At 69.7% G+C, this 25,581-nt stretch carries 24 protein-coding genes and 2 pseudogenes; 11 read left to right on the top strand and 15 right to left on the bottom strand.

The window, feature by feature from the left end; translation table 11 throughout:
- Positions 1–12: 12 nt before the first annotated feature.
- Positions 13–426: a hypothetical protein gene (locus PGN37_RS07285; RefSeq protein ID WP_335330364.1), complete on the bottom strand. Its 414-nt coding sequence runs from the start codon at positions 424–426 to the stop codon at positions 13–15.
- 104 nt (positions 427–530) lie between these two features.
- On the opposite strand from PGN37_RS07285, the gene PGN37_RS07280 reads away from it, so the two are divergent.
- Both PGN37_RS07280 and PGN37_RS07275 read left to right on the top strand, forming a co-directional pair.
- Complete coding sequence (locus PGN37_RS07280; RefSeq protein ID WP_335330363.1) at positions 531–1,337, top strand: nuclear transport factor 2 family protein; 807 nt, start codon at positions 531–533, stop codon at positions 1,335–1,337.
- 59 nt (positions 1,338–1,396) lie between these two features.
- On the top strand, positions 1,397–1,975 hold the full coding sequence (locus tag PGN37_RS07275; protein WP_335330362.1) for a hypothetical protein: 579 nt from the start codon (positions 1,397–1,399) through the stop codon (positions 1,973–1,975).
- Between the two features lie 7 nt (positions 1,976–1,982).
- On the opposite strand, the gene PGN37_RS07270 is transcribed toward PGN37_RS07275, so the two are convergent.
- Both PGN37_RS07270 and PGN37_RS07265 read right to left on the bottom strand, forming a co-directional pair.
- Entirely contained in the window at positions 1,983–2,762 is a 780-nt protein-coding gene (locus PGN37_RS07270) for an SGNH/GDSL hydrolase family protein (protein WP_335330361.1), read from the bottom strand.
- An 11-nt stretch (positions 2,763–2,773) separates the two neighbouring features.
- A complete protein-coding gene (locus PGN37_RS07265) occupies positions 2,774–3,553 on the bottom strand; it encodes a hypothetical protein (protein WP_335330360.1) in 780 nt (259 codons plus the stop codon).
- 32 nt (positions 3,554–3,585) lie between these two features.
- Between PGN37_RS07265 and PGN37_RS07260 the strand changes: the two genes are divergently transcribed.
- On the top strand, positions 3,586–4,059 hold the full coding sequence (locus PGN37_RS07260; protein ID WP_335330359.1) for an NUDIX domain-containing protein: 474 nt from the start codon (positions 3,586–3,588) through the stop codon (positions 4,057–4,059).
- A 34-nt stretch (positions 4,060–4,093) separates the two neighbouring features.
- Here PGN37_RS07260 and PGN37_RS07255 read toward each other — a convergent pair whose 3' ends face one another.
- From PGN37_RS07255 to malQ, 7 genes and pseudogenes are all read right to left on the bottom strand, one after another.
- Positions 4,094–5,494, bottom strand: a complete 1,401-nt coding sequence (locus PGN37_RS07255) for an MmgE/PrpD family protein (protein WP_335330358.1) — start codon at positions 5,492–5,494, stop codon at positions 4,094–4,096.
- Positions 5,495–5,591: 97 nt separating this feature from the next.
- On the bottom strand, positions 5,592–6,014 hold the full coding sequence (locus PGN37_RS07250) for a hypothetical protein (protein ID WP_335330579.1): 423 nt from the start codon (positions 6,012–6,014) through the stop codon (positions 5,592–5,594).
- Between the two features lie 333 nt (positions 6,015–6,347).
- Positions 6,348–6,537 (bottom strand): annotated as a pseudogene (locus PGN37_RS07245) (LysR family transcriptional regulator); the annotation flags it as partial.
- Positions 6,537–7,640 (bottom strand): PDR/VanB family oxidoreductase, encoded by a 1,104-nt coding sequence (locus PGN37_RS07240; protein WP_335330357.1) that lies wholly within the window; start codon positions 7,638–7,640, stop codon positions 6,537–6,539. The pseudogene PGN37_RS07245 and the gene PGN37_RS07240, both read right to left, overlap by 1 nt.
- Positions 7,640–8,563 (bottom strand): metal-dependent hydrolase, encoded by a 924-nt coding sequence (locus PGN37_RS07235; protein WP_335330356.1) that lies wholly within the window; start codon positions 8,561–8,563, stop codon positions 7,640–7,642. The genes PGN37_RS07240 and PGN37_RS07235 overlap by 1 nt, the downstream gene beginning before the upstream one ends.
- A 59-nt stretch (positions 8,564–8,622) precedes the next feature.
- On the bottom strand, positions 8,623–9,096 hold the full coding sequence (locus PGN37_RS07230) for a hypothetical protein (RefSeq protein WP_335330355.1): 474 nt from the start codon (positions 9,094–9,096) through the stop codon (positions 8,623–8,625).
- An 84-nt stretch (positions 9,097–9,180) separates the two neighbouring features.
- Positions 9,181–11,343, bottom strand: coding sequence for a 4-alpha-glucanotransferase (gene malQ, locus PGN37_RS07225; RefSeq protein WP_442932875.1), 2,163 nt, complete (start codon positions 11,341–11,343; stop codon positions 9,181–9,183).
- Between the two features lie 73 nt (positions 11,344–11,416).
- Between malQ and PGN37_RS07220 the strand changes: the two genes are divergently transcribed.
- The 5 genes from PGN37_RS07220 to PGN37_RS07200 all read left to right on the top strand — a co-directional run bounded on the left by PGN37_RS07220 (position 11,417) and on the right by PGN37_RS07200 (position 17,468).
- Positions 11,417–12,604: an MFS transporter gene (locus PGN37_RS07220; RefSeq protein WP_335330558.1), complete on the top strand. Its 1,188-nt coding sequence runs from the start codon at positions 11,417–11,419 to the stop codon at positions 12,602–12,604.
- Between the two features lie 70 nt (positions 12,605–12,674).
- Positions 12,675–14,252: a carboxylesterase/lipase family protein gene (locus PGN37_RS07215; protein WP_335330353.1), complete on the top strand. Its 1,578-nt coding sequence runs from the start codon at positions 12,675–12,677 to the stop codon at positions 14,250–14,252.
- Positions 14,253–14,300: 48 nt separating this feature from the next.
- Positions 14,301–15,191, top strand: coding sequence for a sterol desaturase family protein (locus PGN37_RS07210; protein WP_335330557.1), 891 nt, complete (start codon positions 14,301–14,303; stop codon positions 15,189–15,191).
- A 10-nt stretch (positions 15,192–15,201) separates the two neighbouring features.
- Positions 15,202–16,614: an NAD(P)/FAD-dependent oxidoreductase gene (locus tag PGN37_RS07205; RefSeq protein ID WP_335330352.1), complete on the top strand. Its 1,413-nt coding sequence runs from the start codon at positions 15,202–15,204 to the stop codon at positions 16,612–16,614.
- A gap of 182 nt (positions 16,615–16,796) precedes the next feature.
- Positions 16,797–17,468, top strand: a complete 672-nt coding sequence (locus PGN37_RS07200) for an Rv1815 family serine proteinase (protein ID WP_335330556.1) — start codon at positions 16,797–16,799, stop codon at positions 17,466–17,468.
- Here PGN37_RS07200 and PGN37_RS07195 read toward each other — a convergent pair.
- Positions 17,465–17,929 carry a nitroreductase/quinone reductase family protein gene (locus PGN37_RS07195; RefSeq protein WP_335330351.1) on the bottom strand — a complete coding sequence of 155 codons (465 nt, stop codon included), beginning with the start codon at positions 17,927–17,929 and terminating at the stop codon, positions 17,465–17,467. The genes PGN37_RS07200 and PGN37_RS07195 overlap by 4 nt on opposite strands.
- A gap of 105 nt (positions 17,930–18,034) precedes the next feature.
- On the opposite strand from PGN37_RS07195, the gene PGN37_RS07190 reads away from it, so the two are divergent.
- Positions 18,035–18,718 (top strand): TetR/AcrR family transcriptional regulator, encoded by a 684-nt coding sequence (locus PGN37_RS07190; protein WP_335330350.1) that lies wholly within the window; start codon positions 18,035–18,037, stop codon positions 18,716–18,718.
- Between the two features lie 4 nt (positions 18,719–18,722).
- On the opposite strand, the gene PGN37_RS07185 is transcribed toward PGN37_RS07190, so the two are convergent.
- The gene (locus tag PGN37_RS07185) at positions 18,723–19,151 is read right to left on the bottom strand and encodes a hypothetical protein (RefSeq protein ID WP_335330555.1); all 429 of its coding nucleotides are present in this window, start codon (positions 19,149–19,151) and stop codon (positions 18,723–18,725) included.
- Between the two features lie 205 nt (positions 19,152–19,356).
- Between PGN37_RS07185 and PGN37_RS07180 the strand changes: the two genes are divergently transcribed.
- Positions 19,357–19,848: a VOC family protein gene (locus tag PGN37_RS07180; RefSeq protein ID WP_335330349.1), complete on the top strand. Its 492-nt coding sequence runs from the start codon at positions 19,357–19,359 to the stop codon at positions 19,846–19,848.
- Positions 19,845–21,350: an FAD-binding protein gene (locus PGN37_RS07175; RefSeq protein ID WP_335330348.1), complete on the top strand. Its 1,506-nt coding sequence runs from the start codon at positions 19,845–19,847 to the stop codon at positions 21,348–21,350. Before PGN37_RS07180 ends, PGN37_RS07175 begins: the two co-directional genes overlap by 4 nt.
- A gap of 3 nt (positions 21,351–21,353) precedes the next feature.
- Here PGN37_RS07175 and PGN37_RS07170 read toward each other — a convergent pair whose 3' ends face one another.
- From PGN37_RS07170 to PGN37_RS07160, 3 genes and pseudogenes are all read right to left on the bottom strand, one after another.
- On the bottom strand, positions 21,354–23,270 hold the full coding sequence (locus PGN37_RS07170; protein WP_335330347.1) for an ABC transporter ATP-binding protein/permease: 1,917 nt from the start codon (positions 23,268–23,270) through the stop codon (positions 21,354–21,356).
- A 45-nt stretch (positions 23,271–23,315) separates the two neighbouring features.
- Positions 23,316–25,213: pseudogene (locus PGN37_RS07165) on the bottom strand (ABC transporter ATP-binding protein/permease).
- Positions 25,214–25,291: 78 nt separating this feature from the next.
- On the bottom strand, positions 25,292–25,581 hold a 290-nt coding region (locus tag PGN37_RS07160), incomplete at its 5' end, for an aromatic-ring hydroxylase C-terminal domain-containing protein (protein WP_442932874.1).

Below are 25,581 nucleotides of genomic sequence, written 5' to 3'. Positions count from 1 at the left end.
GAAAGAACCCCACTACTGCGGGGTGTCACCACCCGTCTCGGGCCCGGTCTCTGTCTCTGACTGTGCGGCGTCCAGCACACTGACCGCGATGCCATAGGGCAGGAAGCGAACCCGGCGGGTCGGATCCGTGTTGTCCCTGTTGGCCCGCAGAGCGTCCAGCTCCGTCGGGAACACCTGCTCGATGTGCGCCCCACCGGACGGGTCGACGGTGAAGATCGCCCACACCCCGTCACCGGTCTCCCCGGCCGTCTCGGGCCGGCGCGGCCGCCCGCCGCGAGCCAGGTCGTCGAACAGCACCGACCAGCCGGCACGTTCGCCCGACGTCGTCATGAACTTGCCCAGCGCGTCACGCAGGCCCTCGCCGGCGTCCCGGATCACCCGGTCGAAGTCCTCGGGATCGAAGCCGAAAGGTCCGTTACCGCTCATGGTTGTCCTCCTCGCAGGCTGTGACGCGCACAGCAGATGCATCCAGTGTGCCTGCGACGGCGGGGACAGTCGACTGTCCGGGGGTTCGGGTGGTAGGCAACCGTATGGCCTCTCTGCGCGCTGACGTGCTGTCGGCCGCCCAGCGTTCCCTCGCCGCCGCGGGCGCACACGACCGCGCAGGGTGGTTGGGACTGTTCACCGACGACGGCAGGGTCGAGGACCCCGTCGGATCCTCGCCGCACAGGGGTCGTGTGGCGATCGGGCACTTCTACGACACGTTCATCGGCCCGCGCGACATCTCCCACGACCTGGACGCGGACCTGGTCGCCGGTGCAACGGCACTGCGTGATCTCACGCTGGAGATCCGCATGTCGCCGACGCTGACCATGCAGGTGCCGGCCTACATCCGCTACGACACGAGAGACACCCCGGCCGGACTCCGGATCGCGGCTCTGTCCGCCTACTGGGAACTGCCCGCCATGATCCGCCGGTTCCTGCTCGGCGGGCCTGCGGCGCTGCCCGCCGGCCTGGCACTGGGCCGCGCGATGATCACCCACCAGGGGCTGCGCGGCAGCGCGGGATTCCTGCGCGGATTCGGCGGTGTGGGCAGCGGCATCGGGACGGCATTCGCGCGGTGTCTCGACGACGCGTGCGCCGGCGACGAGGTGGGGCTGCGGCGACACACCACCGGCGTGGAGATCACCACCGGGGACGACGAGCCGTGCACCGCCTCCGACGTCGCGCGGCTGCTCGCAGGCGGCCGCTGGGACAAGCGGATCCGCTCCGGCCGGTCCGTCGTCGCCCGGGTGCACACGGTCGACCGGCGCGCCGTCGCGATCGGGGAATACGGCACCCGCCGGGCCGAACGGCCCGCGTTGACCCGGCTGCGGGTCTTCACCGATACCGACTGAGGCCGAGAACGGCGGTGTTGTCGCCTCGGGCGGGAGGAACGTGAGAACGTAGCAGGACCATGAACACCACCTCTGACGCTGCCACGAAGTACATGAGCTACGAAGAGTTCGGCCGGCGATTCTTCGAGGTCGCGGTGACCGAGGAGCGGGTGGGCGAAGCGATCGGCCAGATCGCCGGCGAAGCCTTCGAAATGGGCCCGATCGCCCAGGGTCCGGGCAAGTTGGCCAAGGTGACGGCCAAGGTGCGCATCCAGACGCCGCGGGTGAACCGCCGGGTGGCCGAAGAGATCACGTTCGCGATCCGCATTCCACTGGAGATCGACATGGTGGTCGACCTGCGGATCGACAAACCGAAGTTCGTGGTGTTCGGTGAGATCTCGCTGCGCGCCGTGGCCCGCGCCGCCGAGCCGCTGCTGCTGATCATCGACGTGGAGAAACCGCGCGCATCCGACATCGCCATCCACGTGACCTCCAAATCGCTGCGTGGAGAGGTGGTGCGCATCATCGGCGGCGTGGACGCCGAGATCCGGCGGTTCATCGCCGCCCACGTCGCGGGTGAGATCGACAGCCCGGAGTCGCAGAAGGCCAAGGTCATCGACGTCGCGAACGAACTCGACACGACATGGACTGGAATCTGAGTCCGGGTCAGCCGACGAGCTGAGCCAACGCCGGGCGCCGGGGACCGCGCGTGGCGGACACCGAGTGGCCGCGTAGGTGGTTCCACAAATACGGCATCAGCATGTTCTGCGTCCAGAGCAGCTGCGAATAGGTCCGTGAGCGCAGCGACGGCGGCGCCGCGGTGGGGTCGGCGGTGGCCCAGTGGTGAGAGCTACCCGGCAGACCGAGCGCTTCGGCAGCCGCCTCGGCGAACAGGTGATGCCCGCGCGGGGAGCCGTGCACCCGGTCCGGGCTCCACGTGTCGGGCTGCGTCATCGACGGTGCTTCGTACAGGTCGACCAGCGCGAAACCGTGCCGCTGGGACGCTGTGCGGATGACCTCGTTGATCGCCAGAACCCTGGCGCCGAGAACCCGCCCGATCGGCAGGATGCGGGCCAGATCGGGGAACGTCGTCGTCACCACCGTCGCCCCGGATGCGGCCAGCGCACGATGCACCTCCCGCAGCTGTGTCAGAGCCTGCTCGAAACCCGATCCGGGCCGGGTCATGTCGTTCATGCCGATGCAGAGGGTGATCAGATCGGCGTCCATGGCCAGCGCGGCGGGCAGCTGGACGTCGGCCACATCGCGAATCTGGTTGCCGCGCACCGCCAGATTGGCGTACTGCAGACCGGGGGAGAGCACGTCGAGCCGCTCGGCCAGGCGATCGGCGAACCCCCGCAGGCCGCCCGCGTCGTCGCCGTCCCACAGCCCTTCGGTCTGACTGTCACCGAGGGCGACATAGCGGGAGAACCCGATGTGACCGGTCACGGCAGACGACTCTAACGCGACCGGCCCAGCCGGGTCAGGTTGAGCACCATACCGGCGCTGAGTCCGGTGATGGTGTCTTCCAAGCGTTTCCGGTCCAAGTCGGCACGCCACTGGGGCAGCGTCCCGGTCACCCGCACCACCTTCGGTGCGAATTCGACACCGGTCAGCGACAGCCCGTGTGCCAGCTCGGGCAGCCGCACCGGGTAGGCGGGGGTGCGCGCCGGCAGGTGCCAGCGCCGGGCGCCCAGTGCCACGGTCCGGGCCTGCAGCCACAGCGTGGAACCGTCGACACTCACATCGACCTCGACATGGCCGAATCGGGGCCGGCGAGCGAACCGGATGCGGGCCACCCCGTCCTCGCCGACGTCGCCCGCCAACCGCGGCGCGGCACGGCCGAACATGTCGTCGACCATCGGAGCCGGCACCTCCAGCGTCACCTCCACTGGTGCGGCCACCAGTGTCGGCGGAGAGCCGGGCCGGACGTGAACGTTGTGCAAGATCACGGTTGCGGTATTGAGAACGCCTGCCTGCCAACGAATGTCGGAGGCCACCAACCGGACGTCGGTGAGCTGGCCGACCGACAGACCGTGCACGTCGAGCCGGGAGTCGAAGCGGGTGACGGTCAGGGTCAGATCACCGTCGTCCAGACGCACCGTGAGACGCCGCCCCAGAACGAGGCGCCGCACCGTCACGAACAGCGTGCGATAGGCGGCCGCGGCACCGCTGTTGACCGGCACCATGGTGGTCGCCGACCACAGCGAGGTGAGCATGCGCCGGGTGGGACGGGTCATCGACTCCATCCTTACACGGGCTATCGTCGGTTGTGCCTTCCCGCAGCGCCGGTCTCCTGCTCTACCGCGACGGCCCCGGCCACCACGACGACGAACTCGAGGTGCTTCTCGGCCATCCGGGTGGGCCGTTCTGGGCACGCAAGGACGACGGTGCATGGTCGATCCCGAAAGGCGAATACCACGACGGGGAGGACCCGTGGGCGGCTGCGCAACGCGAGTTCACCGAGGAGATCGGCACGCCGCCGCCGACCGGACCCCGCATCGACCTGCCCCCGGTGCGCCAGTCCGGCGGCAAGATCGTCACCGCGTTCGCGGTGAAGGGCGACCTCGACGTCCGGGGGGCGGTCAGCAACACGTTCACGATGGAATGGCCGCCCCGCTCCGGTCGGATGGCGGAGTTCCCGGAACTCGACAGGATCGCGTGGTGGGGCATGGCGGCCGCATACCAGAAACTGCTGAAAAGCCAACGGCCGCTGCTCGATGCGCTGACCGAGGCGTTGGGCTAGCCCCTGTGGTGTCGGCACCGGTAGAGCCCTGTTCCTAGAAGCGCCGCGGGGTGCGCGTGCGCTGCGGGGTCGGTGCGATGCGGGACAGCAGCGTCGTCACGTCGCGGACCGCGATGCGGTCCAGATCGGCGACAGCCGCTACGATTTCAGCGCGTAGCGACTGATCGCAAAAGGGTTCGGCGAGCCACGTGAACTTGTCGGTCACCCGATCCCAGGACATGGGCTGCGTCGGCGAGCCCTCGTAGTCCGCGCGGTCGAGGTGGTAGTCGGTGCCACGCCAGGTTCGGACATGCACACGCACCGGCGTGCGGTCGGGGTAGGCCGCGCTGAGCTCGTCATCGGGAACGACCGTGACGCGCTGCATCAGGTTCTGGACGTCCTCGCCTCGAATCCGGTCGATCTCGAGCTGTTCCGGGCCGACGGCCCCGTCCAGCAGCGCCACCGCGGTCAGGTACTTCAGGTTGTAGTCCGCCTGCTCTTTGGTGCAGACCTGCGACTTGTCCCCGTAGCTGCCGCCGCCGGCGAAATCGTAAGCACCCCGGAACACCTCGACGCGAACACTCTCGACATCGTCGGCATCGAGGTCGTGTTCGGCGCTGATCGACAGCGCCGCATCGATGACCGCTTGTCCGTGGATCAGCGAGCAGTACTGCTTGAGATACGTGCGTCCCGCGGCAGCCAACGTCCTGTCGTCGGTGCGAAAATCCAGGGCCCGGCCGAGCAGTCGGGTCAACCCGTCGGGCCCGTCGAACACCGCTTTCGGGCCGGTGACACCGCGGGCGGCCAGAAATGTCACGGTGACCGCACGCATCGCCGTGATCGCGGGGGAGAAGCCTTTCCACATCGACACCGGCTCCGCATGCACGGCAGCCAGGGAGACGTTGTCGACCGTGGCGGCCGAAATTGCGTCGGCCGTTGCCGACGGGCCCAGCCCGAGCAGCCGCGCCGCCGCGGCACTGCTCGACACAGCAAGGGAGAGTGCATGATTGAGGCCGCCCGCCATCAACGGCACCTGGGCGGTGAACCGGCATTGGATCTCATAGGCCACGGCCAGCGCGACCAGGAAGTCCCCACCGCTGGCATCGACGTGCTCCGCGACGGCCAGTACTGCGCCGAGATTGTCTGCCGGGTGGCACAGGCCGCCGTCGGCGAGGTAGGTGTCGAGCAGGTCGGGGTACCGCACGAGCACGGAGTTGAAGAAGGCGGCCTGGTCCACCGACACGCGCCCGCCACCGACGAGGGTGGCGGTGGGAGAGCCGCTGAACTGCTCGACGTGTTCACGCAGCGCCCCGATCAGGCCCCCGTCGAGCGCGCCGACCGCGCAGGCGACGCCGTCGAGCACGTTGCGTTTCAGCAGTCCCAGCGATTGGATGTCCGATTGCGTTGCAGAGCAGGCGAATTCCGCGAGCTGGTCGACAATGTAAGTGGCATTCATCGGGACTCCTCGTCGTCACCACCGAGTCAAGCGCGACCACTCGGGGCAGTCCAGGTGCACCTGCTTACCTCACGTCGAGTTCGCTTCTCACTGCTGCTCAGCCCGGGTGAGTCAGCGCGCCGAGGTGGGGGTCGTCAGCGGGTGCCCACCAGGGGTCATCCGGTGCCGCCGTCCACTGCTGCGCATCAGCGTGCCCGCGGAGCGCGGTACGGACGTGGATGACCGCGGGGCGATCGTCGTCGCGGCGGGACAGCAGCGACCACGTCCACAGCGGGATCGGCGCCACCGGCCGGACGCCGAGGGTCGGGGGCGTCGCGACCGTGTGCCGCTTCGGCGAGGCCAGCACCGCGGACCTGGCCTGGCCCACGTGGGCGTGGAAGGCGGCGCCGGTGATGCCGCCGTCGTCGATCTCGGTGATCCGGGCGCCGACACGGGTGGCGAATTCGGTGACGAACCGGTTCCAGGACGACCATGCCGACTCGCCGGCGTCCGTCAGCACGGTGAGCTGACGCGCCGGCACGGGGGTGATCAGATGTCGCGCCGGGTACGACGGCGTGCAGTCTCTCGGCGCGAATCAGATCGGCACGCAGGGCCCGCCGCTCGATGTCGGCCCGACTGACCCAGGCGACCGCGAGGTCCAGAGACCCGTCGGCGACGCGGTCGGCCTGCGTGTGGGAAGGCAGGACCCACTCATCCAACCGCACAGCGCAGTCGGGGCCGACCACCGCGCCGATATCAGGAGGCAGCCAGCTCACGTAACCCAGCAGCAGGGGTGGACTCAGGGCGGCGGTCTCGCGCAGCTTCTCCCGCGCCACGTCGGCCATCGCCAGGATCCGTCGCGCATCCTCCAGCAGTGAGCGGCCCGCGCCCGTCAACGCGACGCGGCGCCGATCCCGGAGCAAGAGCGCTACGCCGAGATCGCGTTCCAGCGCGATGATCTGCTGCGACAGAGCCGGTCCGGAGATGTGCAGTCGCTCAGCTGCGCGCCCGAAATGCAGTTCGTCGGCGACGGCCACGAAGTAACGCAGCTGTCGCAGTTCCATCAGAGGTCGAGTGTGATCGGCCCGCGGCCGCGGGACACGCACGTCAGCATCATCGCCGCCGCACGCTCGGGGTCGGTGAGCAGAGTGTCGCGATGGTCCACCTCGCCGGCGAGCACCCGAACGCGGCACGTCCCGCAGAACCCCTGCTGGCACGAGTACGGGGCGGCGATCCCGGCCCGCTGCAACGCCGTCAGCAGGGTCTCCTGCGCGCCCACGGTGCACGTCGTCCCCGTCGATGCCACGCTGACCTCGAACGGGGTGCCATCCTGTACAGGGGGCGCCGCGAAGCGCTCGAAGTGCAACTCCACGTCGCCGCGGTCCACCAATGCCGCCCGCACCGCCGTCAGCATGGGCGCCGGACCACACGCATACACCGCGGTGCCCACCGGACAGCCGCCGAGAAGCGTTGCCGCAGAAGGCAACCCGTGTGTGTCGTCGGTGCGGACGTCAACCGCGGCGCCGAAAGCCGCCACCTCGTCGAGAAACGGCAGGCTGTCGCGGCTGCGGCCGGTGTAGACCATCGACCACTCCACGCCGAGGTGCCGCACCGCCCGCAGCATCGGCAGGATCGGGGTGATGCCGATGCCGCCGGCGATGAAACGCACACGGCGCGTGGGAGATCCGTGTCCGGGCACGGTCAGCGGGAATGCGTTGCGCGGGCCGTGGGTGCGCACCGTCGCACCGACGGGCAGCCCGTCGTGACACTCGATCGAACCGCCGCCACCGTCGGGGATGCGGCGCACCGCGATGCGGTACTCGCCGGAATCGGCAGGGTCACCGCACAGCGAGTACTGACGGATCCGCCCGCTGGGCAGGTGCATGTCCAGATGGGCACCGGGGTACCAGCGGGGGAGTGCACCGCCGTCGGCAGCGCCCAGCGTCAACTCCACGACGTCCTGATCGTGAGCCACCACCCGGCGCCCGCGCACCGTGAGCGTCAGTGTCGGCCGCCCCTGACTGGTCGGCGGACGGATTCGGCGCGTCGCGGTCACCGAGAACAGCCGCGCGAAACCCGCACCGGCGAGCGCCAGTACCGGGTCGTGGCGGCTGCGGCCCGACGCGCTGGGCGGCGTCTGCCGGTAGTGCTTGCCGATCACCGACATCACAGATGCGCCGCGCGCGCTGCGGGCGAACTCGCCAGATAGGCGACCGCCTGCGCGGTGGACCCGAACTGCTCCGGCGAGTAGCCGCGCCGGAAGTAGGTCAGCGTGCTCGACCCGAACAGCGAGCGGTAGCGCGGCAGCAGGCCGAGCTTGGAGTCGCGCATCCGCATCCGATTGAAGCCCCACCACGACGACGTGACGCCCGGGTCCGTCTTCACCAGGTACCACGCGGTGCGCTGGAAGAACACGAACAGCATCGACGCAGCGATCGTCATCGCCCGGATTCGGGACAGGTAGCTGTCGTGGAAGTAGGTCGCGACGTCGTGGGCGACACTGCGGTGCTCGACCTCCTCACTGCCGTGCCAGCGGAACAGGTCGACCAGCGTCGGATCGGCACCGTGGTCATCCCAGGTGCAGTTCAGCGCGAAATCGCCCATCACCGCGGTGTAGTGCTCGATGGCGGCGATGAGCCACAGCCGCTCACAGAGGTGGTTCAGGCGCACCTCGGGGTCGGGGGAGTCGATCGGCGCGAGCACCCGGGAGAACACATGCTCGACCTGGGCGAGGATCGGGCTCGGATCGACGCCACGTTCGACCATGAAGTCGTGCAGGATCGCGTCGTGCACGTCGGCGTGGGTGGCCTCCTGGCCGATGAACCCGCGGATGTCGTCGGCCAGATGCGGATCGGTGACCATGGGCAGCGCCTCGTTGAAGGTCTCCACGAACCAGCGCTCACCGGCGGGCAGCACCAGGTTCAGCACGCTGATCACATGGGAGGCGGCTGGATGGCCCGGTATCCAGTGCAGCGGAACATCGCTGACGTCGAAGCTGACCTTGCGGGCCTGGATCTGCACAGGCCCGGGATCGATGTCGTCGACGCGTGCGGTGTCGTTGCGTGCGGTGTCGTTGCGGGATCGCAGCATGAGCGAGAGTTTACGACGACTGCCGGGATTGGTGGGACCGCAGGTCCCGGATAAATGGATCAGCCGGCAGGCAGCGGCTGACCGGGGATGGCCGGCCCGCCCGGAATCTGCTGAGGCGCCCCGGCGACGGGGGCGCCCGCGCCCGGGGCCCCGGCGATCGGCACGACCGGAGTCGGCGTCACCGTGGTCACGCCGTTGGCGCCGACCGTGGGGCCACCCACCGGACCCTGAGCCTTGATCTGGTCGGCGGCGGCCTGCGTGCAGTCCAGAGACAGCAGCATCCGACCACCGCTGGTGACCTTCTGCTGGTCGACCAGGCACGCCGACTGCGGCAGGACGCTGCCGCGGGAACCGCCGAAGTAGGCCTTGACGCCCTGGCTCTTCAGGATGGCCAGCGCGCGGCCGTACTGCTCGCCGGTGACGTTGTACGGGCTGGGCGCGCCCTGCGGCTGTGACAGCGCGGCACCGGCCCCGACCAGGGCGATTGTTCCGGCGGCCACCAGGCCGCCGCTGAACACGACGAGCTTATTCACAGCAAGTATCTCCTCGGGTCGGCGACGCGGTGCGAACATATCGCAGCGGTGACGAATGTGAAACCGCTGCGAAGGCCGCAGGCGTTACAGGGGGTCGCCCTCGCGATGCGACGGCTGCTCGGCGGCCGCGCGCATGACGTCGCACAGGGCGGCCGCCCGCGCGTCGTCGAACAGGTGGTCCAGCAGCACCGCACGGCCGTCGGGCCCGGCCAGCGGCACCCGCCAGTTCGGGTACTCGTCGGTGGTGCCCGGCTGATTCTGGGTGCGTGTCTCGCCGACCGCGTCGGCCAGCGACATCGCCAGCAGCTGCGACGGGCTGCGGCCCAAGTATCGATGGAGCGCGATGACGACCTCATCGACATCGAGATCCGTGTCTGCCTGCTCGCCCAGCAGACCAACCCGGCGCACCTCGGCCAGCCACGCATCGCGGTGGGCGCGATCGGCCGCCCACTCCTGATCGGCCGGACGGGTCAGCAGGCCCAGCTCGTCACGCAGCCGGACGTGCTCGCCGACCAGGTAGCCGGCGGTCGGCGGCAGGTCGTGGGTGGTGACCGCCGACAAGCAGGCCTGGCGCCACTGCTCGGCCGGCAGCGGCGCACCGTCGGAACCGGATTCGAACCACAGGATCGAGGTGCCGAACAGGCCCCGGTCCCGCAGATGATCGCGAACCCACGGTTCGACGGTGCCGAGATCTTCGCCGACGACGATCGCCCCCGCCCGGTGCGCCTCGAGCGCGACGATCCCGATCATCGCCTCGTGGTCATAGCGCACGTAGGTGCCCTCGGTCGGCGCCACGCCCCGGGGAATCCACCACAGCCGGAACAGCCCGATGATGTGGTCGATGCGCACCCCGCCCGCATGCCGCAGAGCCGCGGCCACCAGCGCCCGGAACGGTTCGTAGGCGGCCTCGGCGAGCCGGTCGGGACGCCACGGCGGCTGCGACCAGTCCTGCCCGAGCTGATTGAACTCGTCGGGCGGCGCACCCGCGGTCACGCCGAGCGCCAGCACGTCCTGCAGCGCCCACGCGTCGGCGCCGGCAGGGTCGACCCCGACGGCAAGGTCGGCCATGACGCCCACTTCCATGCCGGCGCCCACGGCACCGGCCTGCGCCGCGGCGAGCTGCTCGTCGAGCTGCCACTGCAACCAGCGGTGGAAGTCGACGGCGGCGGAGTGCTCGGCGGCGAACGCGGCCACCGCCTCGCCGCGCGGATGCTGCAGCTCTGCCGGCCATCGCCGCCAGTCGGAGCCGTGCTCTTCCGACAGTGCGCACCAGGTGGCGAAATCGTCGAGAGCTCGCCCCTCGCGGCGGCAGTATCCCTGATAGGCGAGCTCCCGGCCGCGGCTGAACGGGACCAGGTAAACAGCTTGTAGGGCAGCACGTTTGGCTTCCCAGGCGCGATCCCGGTCGATACGCTGCGAACGCGCTGCCCGGGCCTGCACCCGCGCGTGGGCTTTGCGCACCCGTCCGCGGTGGCGCAGGTAGGCGTACTCCGGCACGGCTTCGACCCGCAGGTACAGCGGGTTGACGAACCGGCGCGAGGTCGGCAGGTACGGCGAGGGCTCCATCGGCGGCGTCGGCGCCGCCGCGTGCAGCGGGTTGACCAGGATGAAGCCCGCGCCGTGCTGCCCCGCAGACCACACGGCCAGATCTGTCAGATCGGTCAGATCGCCCACGCCCCATGAGTTCTCGGAGCGCACGCTGTAGAGCTGAGTGGACAGCCCCCACAGCCGCCGCGCACCCATCCGCACCGGGGTGGCGATGTGGGACGGCGTCACGATCACCGTGGCGCTCGTGTCGAAGGCGCCGACCCGCAGATGCACCCGGTGATACCCCAGCGGCAGATCGTCGGGCAGTTCGAATGTCGCCTCGCCGACCAGCCGGCCGTCGAGATCGTAAGGCGGGCGGTTGTTCTCGAGCTGACGCAGGCCGTCGCGGCGTGTACCGTCCTCCAGCTGCAGCCACACATCGACCGGGTCGCCGTGGGTGACGTGCACCCAGAACGGTGTCGCCGCCCCGGCCCGCGCGACGATCGACGCGGGCAGCGAGCGCGTCCAGTGGGCGCGCTCGTGCGCGGTGAGGGCGGTTGCCCGCTCGGCGTCGGTTCCCGCGGCGACGCCAAGGGCGCCCAGCACGGCCACCAGCGTCGTGTCGGGCACGGTGACGTGCCGGCCCGACCAGTCCTGATAGTCGGTGGACACGCCGTAGCGGGCGGCGAGTTCGATGAGCGACGAGCGGTCCACGGGCATGGGCGTCATCTTGCCGTCCCGTGGCCGCGCCGTCGCAGCGACCGTCCGGCGCGACGGTAGGGTCGCACGCATCATGGCGCCCCACCCGCTCGACGGCGGCCAGGCGCGCGACCGGCGGGCTCGGATCGCGATCGGCGCCGTCTTCCTCACCAACGGCGCGCTGTTCGCCAACCTGTTGCCCCGACTACCCGAGGTCAAGACCGACCTGGGGTTGTCGAACGCGATGCTGGGCGGCTCGGTGGCCGCGTTCTCGGCGGGCGCCCTGATCTTCGGACCCGCCGCCGGCGCGCTGGTCCGGCGCTACCAGTCCGCGCGCGTCAACCTCGGCACCACGCTGATCCTCGCGGCGTTCGTCGTGACCGCCTCGGCCGCGCCCAGTGCCGTCACATTCGCGGCGGCGCTCTTCGTCGCGGGCGCCGCCGACGCGATCACCGACGTCGCGCAGAACGTCAACGCGCTACGGCTGCAACGGCTGTACGGCCGCTCGATCATCAACTCGCTGCACGCCGTGTGGGCGGTGGGTGCGGTGCTGGGCGGGCTGATGGCCGCCGGAGCCATCGCGGTGCACCTGCCCCGCACACTGCACCTCGCCGTGGCGGCCGCGCTGTTCTGCGCCATCGCGCTGGCGGCGTATCCGTTCCTGCTGCACGGACCCGACCACGACGACCGGCCCAGCGCCGGCCGTGGCGCTCCGACCGCCCGTTCCGCTGTCTACCTGGTGCTGCTGGCGCTGATCGGCATCGCGATCGCGGGAGCCACCGTCGAAGACGCCGGAAGCTCGTGGGCGACGCTGTACCTGCGGGACAGCCTGGGTGCCGCGGGGCCGGTCGCCGCACTCGGATATGTCGCGCTGGTCGGTGCCATGTGTGTCGGGCGATTGGCGGGTGACGGCCTGGTCGACCGTTTCGGAGAGCGGGCAGTGGTGCGGGCCGGCGGGGTGATCACCGCAGCCGGGATGGGCGCCGCGCTGGCGTTCCCGTCGGTGCCGGGCAGCATCGCCGGGTTCGCCGCGGCAGGGCTGGGCGTGGCGACGGCGGTTCCGGCCGCGATGCGCGCCGCCGACGAACTCCCCGGGCTGCGCGCGGGCACGGGCCTGACGATCCTGACGTGGCTGATGCGTGTCGGGTTCCTCGGCGCCCCTCTGATCGTGGGGGTGTTGGCCGATGCAGCGGGGTTGCGCGTCGGGTTGATCATGGTGGTGGCAGCGGGGCTCGCCCTGCTCGCCCTGGGTGGTGTGCTGGCAGGCAAAGCCCGGCAGTGATGTCAGAATGCGCTGGTACAGTGGCGTACCGAGGCCGTACCGGCCGTGCGATCGAAGGAGATCTACTGAGATGACCGCGGAAGCCCGCTCCGAGGAGACCCGCGGCAGCGCCGGTGGACATCCGGTGGTCGATACCGCATACGGGCCGGTCCGCGGGGTCGACGACGGGACGATCGCATCCTGGAAAGCCGTTCCGTACGCCGCGCCACCCGTCGGCGACCTGCGCTGGCGCGCGCCCGTCCCGCCGAGCGCCTGGACCGAGCCGCGCGACGCCACCCTCGTCGGGCCGGTCTGCCCGCAGCCGACCGACCCGCGCATTCCCCTTCCCCTCGGCGCTCCCCAGGGCGAGGACTTCCTCACCCTCAACGTCTGGGCCCCATCCGGCACCGAACCCGGAGCGGGCAAGCCGGTGATGGTGTGGGTGCACGGCGGTGCCTACATCCTCGGCTCGGCCAGCCAACCGCTCTATCACGGCAAGCGGCTCGCCGCCGACGGCGACGTCATCGTGGTCACGATCAACTACCGCCTCGGTGCGCTGGGCTTCCTCGAACTCGCCGCGCTCGGCGCCGAATCCGAACGTTTCGCCACCAACGTCGGACTGCGCGATGTCATCGCTGCGCTGACCTGGGTCCGCGACAACATCGCCGCGTTCGGCGGCGACCCCGGCCGGGTGACCCTGTTCGGAGAGTCCGCAGGCGGCGGTGTGGTGACCACGCTGCTCGGTAGCCCCGCGGCCAAGGGCCTGTTCCACGCCGCGATCGCGCAAAGCTCGCCCGTCACCTCGTCCTACGACAGCGAGCAGGCCGGCCGCATCGCGGCCCGGTTCCTCGACGTGGTCGGGGTCGGCCGCGACGAGCTGTCCCGGCTAGCCCAGCTGCCGATCGGGGCGATCGTGGATGCGTCGCGCACCGTGTTCAACGAGGTGCCGGTGCGCACCCCGGGGCGGCTGGCGTTCGCACCGATCGTCGACCGCGACCTGGTGCCGGACTATCCGATCCGGCTCGCCCAGAACGGTCAGACACACCCGGTGCCGCTGATCATCGGCACCAACCGCAACGAGGCTGCACTGTTCCGCTACATGAAGTTGCCGCTCCTGCCGATCAAGGCCGATGCGATCCAGGCGATGTTCGCCCAGATCGCCGCCGAACAACCGGAGCTGACACTGCCCGAGCGGGCCCAGCTCGAGACCATGTATCGGGGGCGCCGGGCGGGCAAGGGTCTCGGACTGGCCAGCGATCTCGGGTTCCGCATGCCGTCGATCTGGTTCGCCGACGGCCACCGCGCGACCGCGCCGGTGTACCTGTACCGCTTCGACTTCGCCACCCCGATGCTGCGTGCGCTCCGGATGCCTGCCGCCCACGCGACCGAATTGCCGTTCGTGTGGGGCAATCTCGGAGCGGGGCGCAAGGATCCGATGTTCGCCCTCGGGGGCCGCGCGGCCGGCGCCGAGGTGTCGCGGCGGATGCGCGCCCGCTGGACCGGCTTCGCCCGCAACGGTGTACCGGGCGCCCCCGCCGCCGCGCCGCAGTGGCGCCCCTACGACGACGCCCGTGCCACGCTGGTCATCGACCGGCAGGACGCCGTGGTCGACGACCTCGACGCACCGGTGCGGCAGGCGTGGGGTGACGACGTGCTGAGCTTCCGCTAGGAGACAGCAGTGCCATCACCGGACTTCCTCACCGTGCTGCCGCCGGCGATGCGGGACCCGGTGCTGTTCGCGATCCCCTTCTTCCTGCTGCTGCTCGTCATCGAGTGGGTTGCGGCTCGCAAGCTCGAACATGTTGTTGCAGAACAGGAAACCCAAGAGCGACCCGGCGCCGGGGCGTACCTGACCCGCGACGCGTGGGCGAGCATCTCGATGGGGCTGGTGTCGGTCGCCACCATGGGCGCGTGGAAGTTCGGGGCGCTACTCGGGTATGCCGCGATCTACACCTACGTGGCGCCGTGGCACCTGTCGGCGACGCAGTGGTACACCTGGGTGATCGCGCTCGTCGGGGTCGACCTGCTGTTCTACGCCTATCACCGCATCGCCCACCGGGTCCGGCTGATCTGGGCCACCCACCAGGCACACCACTCCAGCGAGTACTTCAACTTCGCGACCGCGTTGCGGCAGAAGTGGAACAACAGCGGCGAGATCGTGATGTGGATACCGCTGCCGCTGTTGGGGATTCCGCCGTGGATGGTGTTCTTCAGCTTCTCGGTCAGCCTGGTCTACCAGTTCTGGATCCACACCGAGCGGATCGGCACGCTGCCGCGCCCCATCGAGTTCGTGTTCAACACCCCGTCCCATCACCGTGTGCACCACGGCATGGACCAGATCTACCTCGACCGCAACTACGGCGGCATCCTGATCATCTGGGACCGGCTGTTCGGCACGTTCCAACCCGAGTTGTTCCGTCCGCGCTACGGCCTCACCAAGCCGGTGAACACCTTCAACATCTGGCGGCTGCAGACGCGTGAGTACGCCGCCATCGGCCGCGACGTCCGCTCGGCGCGCCGGATACGCGACAAGCTCGGCTACGTCTTCGGCCCGCCCGGCTGGCAACCGGCGCCGCAGCCCGTCGTCGGCACCCATGTCAGCCCGTAGTCTTCGCGGTGTGCAGACAGTCTTCGATGCCCCCGTCGACTCCTCCCTGGTGGACCGGTCCCTGTCCGGCAGCACGCTGGGCTCGGTGTGGCTGGACCCCGGGGCGGTCACGCGCCCGGACCATCCGCCGCTGACGGGGCCGCTGACGGCTGACCTGCTGGTCGTCGGCGGTGGCTACACCGGTCTGTGGACCGCACTGCACGCCGCGCGCCGCCACCCTGACCGCCGCGTCGTACTCATCGAGGCCGACCGCATCGGGTGGGCTGCCTCCGGCCGCAACGGCGGCTTCGTCGACGCCAGCCTGACCCACGGCTACGAGAACGGGAAGTCCCGCTGGCCCGAGGAGATCGACACCCTCGAGGCGCTGGGCATCGAGAACCTCGACGGTATGCAGGCCGAGATCGCCGAGCTCGGCCTGGACACCGAATGGCAGCGCACCGGCATGCTGACGGTGGCCACCGAACCGCACCAGGTGGAGTGGCTCTCGGAGTCGGCGCCGGCACACGGACAGTTCCTCGACACCGCCGCCGTGCGTGCCGAGGTCGCCTCACCGACGTATCTGGCGGGTCTCTACAGCGCCGATGACTGCGCGATCGTGAACCCCGCGAAGCTGGCACTCGAACTCGCCCGCGCCTGCCAGGAGGCCGGCGTGGAGATCTTCGAGCACACGACCGCCCGCCAGATCCATTCCGGCGGGGCGGCACTGCGCGTCGACACCGACGGACCGGCGGTGACGTGTCGCCAGATCATGTTGGCCACCAACGTCTTTCCCAGCCTGCTGCGCCGCAACCGGCTGCATACCGTGCCGGTCTACGACTACGTGCTGGCCACCGAACCGCTCACCGATGCTCAACTGGACCGCATCGGGTGGCGCCACCGGCAGGGCGTCGGCGACTCGGCCAACCAGTTCCACTACTACCGCCTCACGATGGACAACCGCATCGTGTGGGGTGGATACGACGCCGTCTACCACTTCGGCCGCAAGGTCAAGGCCAGCTACGAGGACCGCACCGAGAGTTACCGCCGCCTCGCCGCGCATTTCTTCCTCACGTTCCCCACCCTCGACGACGTCCGCTTCACCCACCGGTGGGCCGGCGCGATCGACACCAACACGAGGTTCTGCGCGCACTGGGGGACCGCACGCGACGGGCGCGTCGCCTACGTCAACGGCTTCACCGGGCTCGGTGTCGGGGCGGCCCGCTTCGCCGCCGACGTCTGCCTCGACCTGCTCGAGGGGACCTCCACGCCCCGCACCCGGCTGGAGATGGTGCGCCGCAAGCCGATGCCGTTCCCGCCCGAGCCGGTCGCCAGCGCCGGCATCCAGGCCACCCGCTGGTCTCTGGACCGCGCCGACCACAACGGCGGGCGGCGAAACCTGCTGCTCCGCGGACTCGACGCGGTGGGGCTCGGCTTCGATTCCTGACCCCTGACCCCGCTGTGATGGTGTAACGCCCCGTTATCGACTCGCGATGAGCCAGTTACACCGTCACCGCACGGGGGTAATCACCTCCCCGACGTGAGCGCGGCGGTCGCCAGAACTCACCCGGGGAGAGTGGAGGGGCCGTGCCGAACCGACTGAAGAGTCGCCTGTCATCGCGACATGCGATGGCGGCCACGGTCCTCGCCCTCCTGGCGCTGATCCCGTCGGCCCCCGCCGGCGCGCAGCCGGACCCGCTGGTCTTCCCAGGCATGGAGATCCACCAGGACTCGGTGCTGTGCACCCTCGGATACGTCGACCCGGCCACCCGCATCGCGTTCACCGCCGGACACTGCCGGGCCTCGGGCACGGTCACCGACAAGACGGGCACCGTGATCGGCACCCAGGGCTCCTACCGGGACAACACCCCCGACGGCATGACCGTCGACACCAACCATCAGATCGCCGACTGGGAAGTCATCCACCTGCTGCCCTCCGCCAAGGTCAACAACGTGCTGCCGTCGGGCAAGGCGCTGGTCACCGACCCCGCCGTGCTCCCGGTGGCCGGGATGCCGGTCTGCCACTTCGGCGTCGTGACGGGGGAGAGCTGCGGCACCGTCGAGGCCGTCAACAACGGGTGGTTCACGATGGCCAACGGAGTGGTCAGCCGCAAGGGTGACTCGGGCGGGCCGGTGTACACCCCGACGCCGGACGGCCGCACCGTGCTGATCGGGGTGTTCAACAGCACGTGGGGCACCTACCCCGCCGCCGTCTCCTGGCAGACCGCGAGCGCCGAGGCCCGCGCGGACACCGTCTCGGCGGCCTCCGCCGAGATCACGCCGGTCTCCGCCCAGCCCTAGCGCGACAGCGCGAACACCGGGATCGACGGCGCCACGGCCCGCAACTGCTCCTCGGTCGATGCCGGCGTCAAGCCGCCGATGTGGCCCTTGACCTGCCAGTACCACCGGTCGAGGTAGGGGCGCAGCAGGGCGGGCTTCGCATCGTCGGCGAGCTCGACCGCCTCGCGGCGCCGAGGATTCCTGCGAGGCCCGGTCTCGACATCACCCGCCGCGCGTACGTTGCGCGCCCACTGGGTGTTGCCGCGCGGTGAGACCAGGTAGTCGCGGCCGTCGATCGTCAGCAGGTTGATCACCACCTGACGCGGCTCACCGCTGGTTCGCCCCCGCACTCGCAGCGCGGTGCTGCCCTGGATGCTCACCCCGCGCTCGGCGAGCCACCGGATCGCGCTGTTCACCAGGCGGGCGCCAGGCCCGGGGACGTCGTAGCGGGCCTGGGAGCTGTGGGCGTGGCGGTCGGTCATCTCGGATCTCCTCGTCATCTGTTTCGAGAGCATTGCTCTCACAACGGTGACACGAGACGCGAGGAAATTCAAGAGCAGTGCTCTCGGATGTGTCACACTGTCGGCGTGGGGAAACGTGAGGACAGCCGCGCGCGTGTCGAAAAGCAGATCATCGAGATCGGTCGGCGCCACCTGATCACCGACGGCGCCGCCGGGCTGTCGCTGCGCGCGATCGCCCGCGACCTCGGCATGGTCTCCTCGGCCGTGTACCGCTACGTGGCCAGCCGCGACGAGCTGCTGACCCTCCTGCTGATCGACGCCTACACCGAACTCGCCGACGCCGTCGACGAGGCGCACCGGACCGCGGCGCCGCAGTGGCGAACTCAGCTCGCCGCCGTCGCGCACGCCGCCCGAACCTGGGCGCTCGATCAGCCGGCGTGCTGGGCGCTGCTCTACGGAAGCCCCGTGCCCGGCTATCACGCACCCGCGGACCGCACCGTCGGGCCGGGCACACGGGTGATCGGCACCCTGTTCGGCATCGTCGACTCCGCCGTGACAACCGGCGTCATCGCTGAGTCCAACATGGCTGCGCCACAACCACTCTCAGACGATTTCCGCAAGCTCACGGCAGAGTTCGGGCTCACACTCGACGACGGCACGCTCGGCCGGTGCTTCCTGCTCTGGGCTGCACTGGTCGGTGCGATCAGCCTCGAAGTCTTCGGTCAGTACGGCGCCGACACGCTGACCGACCCCACGTTGATCTTCGATCTCCAGGTGCAACTGCTCACCGACATGCTGACTCAGCGATGATGACTCAGTAACCCCGGCTGCCGTCGGGCGACGTGACGAAGCCGTGCTCGCCGTAGTGGCGATCCGGGGGATCGACGGTGTCCGCCGGCCAGGACGCGGGCTTGGCCGCATGGCAGGCGAGCGTCTCGGCGTCCGGGATTGCGCACACCACGCCGTTGCCCGCGTCGAATCGCGAGCCCTCCGGCAGCAGCAGCGGCTCGGGGGCCCCCGGGGGCATGTCGGATTCGGTGAACACGGCCTCGTGCGTCAACGACATCGACACCATCGTCGCGTCGGTCCCGGCCAGCGGGCCGGAGCAGACGATGCCCAGGTCGGGGATCAGACTGTCCTGGCAGCGGACGCCGGCCGGGGTCCGGAAGATCCACCCGGACGTGCTCGGATGCGCGCCGAACACCTGATACGGCGCCGTATCGACGGCCGGGTACGCGGTCAGGTCGACCTCCGGCGGGGCGGCAAGCCCGGGGGCTGCGCCGACGAGCATGCCGGCGCAGACCAGCACGGGGGTGGCGAACACGGCCGAGGTGCGCATGCCTGGACTATCGCGTCGCCGGCTGATGCCGTTAGCCCACCGCGCCGTCAGTCCGAAAAAGTAGAACACGTTCTAGCACGCGGGGCCGGCTGACGATATTCTCGACTCGATGCAAGACCAGACACCTGTCCAGATTGCCTGGGTGACCCGCGACCTTGACGCCACCGAGGCGGCGCTGACCACGCTGCTAGGGGCGCGCACCTGGGTGCGCATGCCGGGCGTGCACTTCGGCCCGGAGTCCTGCACGTACCGGGGCGCACCGTCCGACCACGTCGCCGACGTCGCGCTGAGCTACGCGGGGGACACCCAGCTCGAGGTCATCGCACCCGTACGCGGACAGAGCATCTACACCGAATTCCTGGACCGCAGCGGTCCCGGCCTCCACCACGTGTGCCGCGCCGCCCCGGACCTCGCATCGTTCGACGCGGCGGTCGACGCCGCCGAACGTGACGGCACCCAGGTCGCGATGGCGGGCACCATGGCCGGCATGCGGTTCGCCTACCTCGAAGCCCCCGACGCCGGCGTGCCCTACACCGAAATCGCTTACATCCCAGACGAACTCGCCGCATTCTTCGGCCACATCAAACAGGAGCAGAAGTGAGCTTGCCCACCCCCGACACCGTCCGCGCCGCCGACGTCACCTCCTGGTCCGATGAGGCGGACGTCGTCGTCATCGGGTTCGGCATCGCGGGCGGCTGCGCCGCCGTCAGCGCCGCAGCCTCCGGCGCGCGGGTACTCGTCCTGGAGAGGGCAGCCGCCGCAGGCGGCACCACCTCGATGGCGGGTGGCCACTTCTACCTCGGCGGCGGCACAGCCGTGCAGCAGGCCACCGGCCACCCGGACTCCCCGGACGAGATGTACAAGTACCTGGTCTCGCAGTCCCGAGATCCCGAGCACGACAAGATCCGCGCCTACTGCGACGGCAGCGTCGAGCACTTCGACTGGTTGGAGGCCCTGGGCTTCCAGTTCGAACGCAGCTATTACCCCGGCAAGGTCGTCGTGCCGCCGGGCACCGAGGGACTGTCCTACACCGGCAACGAGAAGGTGTGGCCGTTCTGCGAGCAGGCCGTCCCCGCGCCGCGGGGGCACTCCGTTCCCGTGCCCGGCGAACTCGGCGGAGCAGGGATGGTGATCGACCTGCTGGTCGCCCGCGCCGGTGAGCTCGGCGTGCAGTTCCGCTACGAGACCGGGGCGACCGCACTGGTGATCGACGACACCGGGGCCGTCGCCGGGGTGCGCTGGAAGCACTTCGGCGACACCGGCGACATCAAGGCCAAAGCCGTCGTGATCGCCGCGGGCGGCTTCGCGATGAACGCCGAGCTGGTGGCCGAGTACACCCCCGCGCTGGGTGCCGAACGCAAGACCAAGCACCACGGCACCGTCGCCCCCTACATTCTGGGCAACCCCAACGACGACGGCCTGGCCATCGGGCTCGGTGTCTCGGCCGGCGGTGTGGCCACCCACATGAACGAGCTGTTCATCACCGCCGCGGCGTACCCGCCGGAAATCCTGCTCACCGGCGTCATCGTCAACGCCGACGGTCAACGGTTCGTCGCCGAGGACTCCTACCACGCCCGCACCTCGGCGTTCGTCCTCGACCAACCCGATCAGGTGGCCTATCTGATCGTCGACGAGGCGCACATGCAGATGCCCGAGATGCCGCTCATCAAATTCATCGACGGGTGGGAGACCGTCGCCGAAATGGAGGAGGCGCTCGGCATCCCGTCCGGCCACCTCGCCGCCACGCTGGACCGCTACAACGCCGGCGCCGCCCGCGGCGAGGACCCCGACTTCCACAAGCAACCCGAGTACCTCGCCGCACAGGACCAGGGGCCGTGGGCCGCGTTCGACCTGTCCCTGGGCCGCGCGATGTACTCCGGGTTCACGATGGGCGGGCTGAAGGTCTCCATCGACGGTGAGGTGCTGCGCTCCGACGGCAGCGCGGTCGCCGGTCTCTACGCCGCCGGGGCCTGCGCGTCGAACATCGCCCAGGACGGCCGGGGCTACGCGAGCGGAACCCAGCTGGGCGAGGGATCGTTCTTCGGCCGCCGCGCCGGGCGCCACGCCGCCACCCGGGCCGCCGCCAGCACGGCCGCCGTGTAGCGGTCAGACCCGCGCCGGCTCCCCGCCGATCAACCCGTGCTCCCACGCTCCTCCACCCAGCAGTTTGAGCTCGCGCGTGTGGTGGCGCTGCAGGCTGCTGCGGTGGCTGACGCTGACCAGGATCGTGTCCGGCAGTTCGGTACGCACCAGCTGGTACATCGTCAGCTCCAGGCCCTCGTCGAGCGCTGAGGTGGACTCGTCGAGGAACACCGCCTTGGGGCGGGTCAGCAGGATGCGCGCGAACGCGATGCGCTGCTGCTCGCCCGGGGACAGCACCTTCGCCCAGTCCTGCACCTCGTCGAGCCGGTCCACCAGGTGGGGGAGGGCGACCTTGTGCAGTGCCTCGCGCACCGCGTCGTCGCCGATGTCGCCCTCCTTGTTGGGGTAGGACACCACCGCGCGCAGATCACCCAGCGGCACGTACGGCATCTGCGACAGGAACATGGTTTCGTTCTCGTCGATCGGATAGGTCAACCGGCCGGACGTGAACGGCCACAGCTGGGCCAGGCTCCGCAGCAGCGTGGTCTTGCCGGTGCCGGACTTGCCGGTGATCATCAGGCACTCGCCCGGCTCCAGGCGAAGGTTCACCGGGTCGAGGAGCTGCTTGCCGTCGGGGGTGCGCACCTCGACGTTCTCGAGCGTGACGTTCTGGCCGGTGCAGCCGGCGACGTCGAGGTGCGGCAGCGCGCGCCCCTGCTCGTCGGCGGTGACCAGCCCGTCGAGACGGATGATCGCAGCGCGGTAGCCGGCGAACAGGTCATAGGCGTTGCGGAAGAACGACAGGCCGCCCTGGATCGCGCCGAACGCCGACGCCGACTGGTTCAGCGCGCCCAGCGGGATCTCGCCGGAGGCGAACCGGGGGAACTGCACGAGATAGGGCAGCGGCACGATGAGCTGACCCATCGACCAGTTCCAGCCGTTGAAGCGCAGTGACCGGTTGATGTACCGGCGGTAATTCGTGACGACGGGAGCGAACAGTCTGCGCAACCCGGTGCGTTCGGCGGCCTCACCCCGGTAGAACGCCACCGCCTCCGAGGCGTCGCGCAGCCGCACCAGCGCGTAACGGAAGGCGGCGTTGTACTTCTCGTTGAGGAACGACAGCCCGATGATCGGGCGGCCGATCCAGAAGGCGACGACCGTGGCGAACAGCACGTAGATGATCGCGATCCAGAAGATGGCGTGCGGCAGCGTGATCCCCGCGACGGTCAGGGGGCCCGACAGATTCCACAGGATCAGCGTGAACGACAGGACCGAGGTGACCGCCGAGATCGCGCCGAACAGCAGTGAATTGCTCGAGCCGTAGTACGGCAGGTTGGGCTGCGGCCCATTGGTCGCGGTGAAGATGTCGATGTCGGACTGGATGCGCTGGTCCGGGTTGTCGATGGTCTCGTCGATGAACCGGGCGCGGTAGTAGGCGCGGCCGCTGAGCCAGTCACCGGTCAGCCGGTCGGTCAACCACGCGCGCCAGCGCAGGCAGAACCGCTGGAAGAGGTACATGTCGAGCAGCAACTGCGTGATCGACAGCGCCGCCAGGATGCTGAAGATGACGATCGTCGACCAGAACCCGTCGATACCGGACTGCCGCACCTCGTCGTTACCCGACGTCAAGCCCTGCACGACCACCTGGAAGCTGGTCAGCAGATCGTTGCTCTGGTAGGTGAACAGCACGTCGAGGCGCACGTTGATCATCACCGAGGCGAGCAGGACGGCGATAAAGGCCCAGACCTTGATGCTGTCGCGCCCGGTGAAATACCCGCGTGTGATCCTCCAGAACTGCCGACCCCAGTTGGTGAACCGGCCGATGAGCAGCAGCACGACCAGCGTGGCGACCGCCGCGATCACCCAGGCCTTGGCAACCCACCACAGCGAGGTCCACAGTTCGCTGCCCCAGTCCAGCGTCGGGGTGAACAATTCCTCCATGCGGGCAAGGTACCGCGCCAACCTGCCCGCGGCGTTGCCGAGGCGTCAACCCGACGACGCGCGTCGCTCCAATTGCCACTGGCCGTCACCGACCAGCGAGAGCCGACGGTCATGCAGCGGATGCACGGTGGCCCGGTGGCTCACGCTGACCACGATCGTGTCGGGCAGACGCTCCCTCAGCAGGCGGTACAGCATCTCCTCGAGTCCCTCGTCGAGCGCCGACGTGGACTCGTCGAGGAACACCGCACGCGGCTGCGCCAACAGCACCCGGGCGAACGTGATGCGCTGCTGCTCCCCCACCGAGAGCACCTTGGCCCAGTCCTGCGCCTCGGCCAGCCGGATCATCAAGTGCGGCAACGCCACATCGCGCAGCGCGGTCTGGATGGCAGCGTCGTCGTAGGCGTCCGGCGGACTGGGGTAGGCGACCGCGGTCCGCAGATCGCCCAGCGGCAGGTAGGGCAGCTGCGGCACGAACATCGCGCGATCGCGTCCGCCGGGCAGGCGCACCTCGCCCGAGGCGTACGGCCACACCCCGGCCAGGCTGGCCATCAGCAGCGACTTGCCGATGCCCGACGGACCCGTGACGACGAGTGACTCGCCGGGTTCGAGTGCGACGTCGAGCGGATGCAGCAGCGGGCTGCCGTCGGGCCGGCGCACCGCCACGCTCGACACCTCGAGTCTGCCGTCGGAGGACTCCGACGGGCGCACCGGGCTGAACCGGCCCGCCCGCTCGTTCTGATCGGCCAGCCCGTCGAGCCGGATGATCGCCGCGCGGTAGCTGGCGAACTGGTCGTAGGCGTTGCGGAAGAACGACAGGTTGTCGTGGATCGCGGCGAAGGCATTCGAGGACTGCCACACCCCGCCGAACGAGATCCGCTGGGCGAACAGTCCTTGCGCCTGCACCAGCCACGGCAGCGGGTTGATCGCCTGACTCATCGACACGTTCCATCCGAAGAACAGCATCATCCGGTGCAGCCAGTGCCTGTAGTTGTCCATCACCGCGTCGAGGGCGCCCACCCAGAACGGTGCGCTCGGCGCCTTCACCGCGGTAGAGCCCGATCGCCGCGCCGCCCTCGCGCACCCGCACCAGCGCGTATCGGAAGCCGGCGTTGCGCAACTCGTTCACGTAACTGAGGCGGATCAGCGGGGCGCCCGATCGCGAACGCGACCACCGTGGCCACGAGTACGTACACGAGCACGATCCAGAACAGGGCCCGCTGCAGCGTCACCCCGCCCACGGTCAGCGGCTCGGAGAGCTGCCACAGGATCACGCCGAACGACAGCACCGAGAGCACGGCTTCGACAGCACCGAACAGCAGGGTGTTGCCCGAGGTGAAGATCGGATTGTTGGTCTCCCCGCCGACCCCGGTGGTGAACACGTCGACGTCCTGCTGGATGCGCTGGTCGGGGTTGTCGATCGGCCGGGCGCCGAACTGGGCCCGGTAGTAGGCCAGATCGCCCAGCCAGCCGTCGATGAAGCGGCGGCTCAACCAGATTCGCCACCGCATGATGAAGCGCTGCGTCACGTACATGTCGAGCAGCAGACGCACGATGTAGCACCCGGCGAGCACGGCGAAGACCACCATCGTGGCCCAGAATCCGGCGATGCCGCTGGACCGATCCGGGCCCGAGGAGAACGCGATCTGCAACGCGGTGAACAGATCGTTGACGTAGTAGGTCAGCAGCACGTTGATGCGGACCGAGATGATCACCGACAGCAGCAGCACCGCGACCACGGCCCAGACCCGAAGGCTCTGGCGGCCCGTGAAGTATCCGCCGGTGACCCGCCAGAACTGCCTGCCCCATTCGGTGAAGCGGCCCAGCAGGACGAGAACCACAGCCAGGCACAGCGCGGTCACCACGAACGCCGTCAGCACCCAGATCGCCGAATTGAGCCATTCCCGGCTCCAGTCCAGCGTCGGCGCGAACGTGTCGGTGTTCACGCGGCGCACCCCCCTTCGGCACTGCCCGGTCGAAGTTACCGCAGCACGCGCCGCCGGCGTAGGCGCCTCGCGGACCCGCTAGCGGAAGGTCCTGCGCAGGGCCGCGACGACATCCCGGGTGCGATCCCCGGTGCCTCTATCCGTGCTTGCGCTCGAGTACGCGAGGTATCCGTCGGGACGCACGAGGAACACCGCTCCCTCGGTCGCGCCGTACTGCGCGGCGAAGTCGCCGTCGGAGTCGGTGATCACCGGCACCACCGTCCCGAGCGGTTCGGTCCCCGGGGCGGCGACGACGTAGATGTCCAGCTGACCATGCGCGGCGTCCCTCGCGGCCGTGGCGAGCGCGTCGACGGACTCTGGCGACACGC

It is taken from the genome of Mycobacterium kyogaense (assembly GCF_036946525.1).
GTDB lineage: Bacteria > Actinomycetota > Actinomycetes > Mycobacteriales > Mycobacteriaceae > Mycobacterium > Mycobacterium kyogaense_A.
This window is presented reverse-complemented; position numbering and strand designations above follow the sequence as displayed.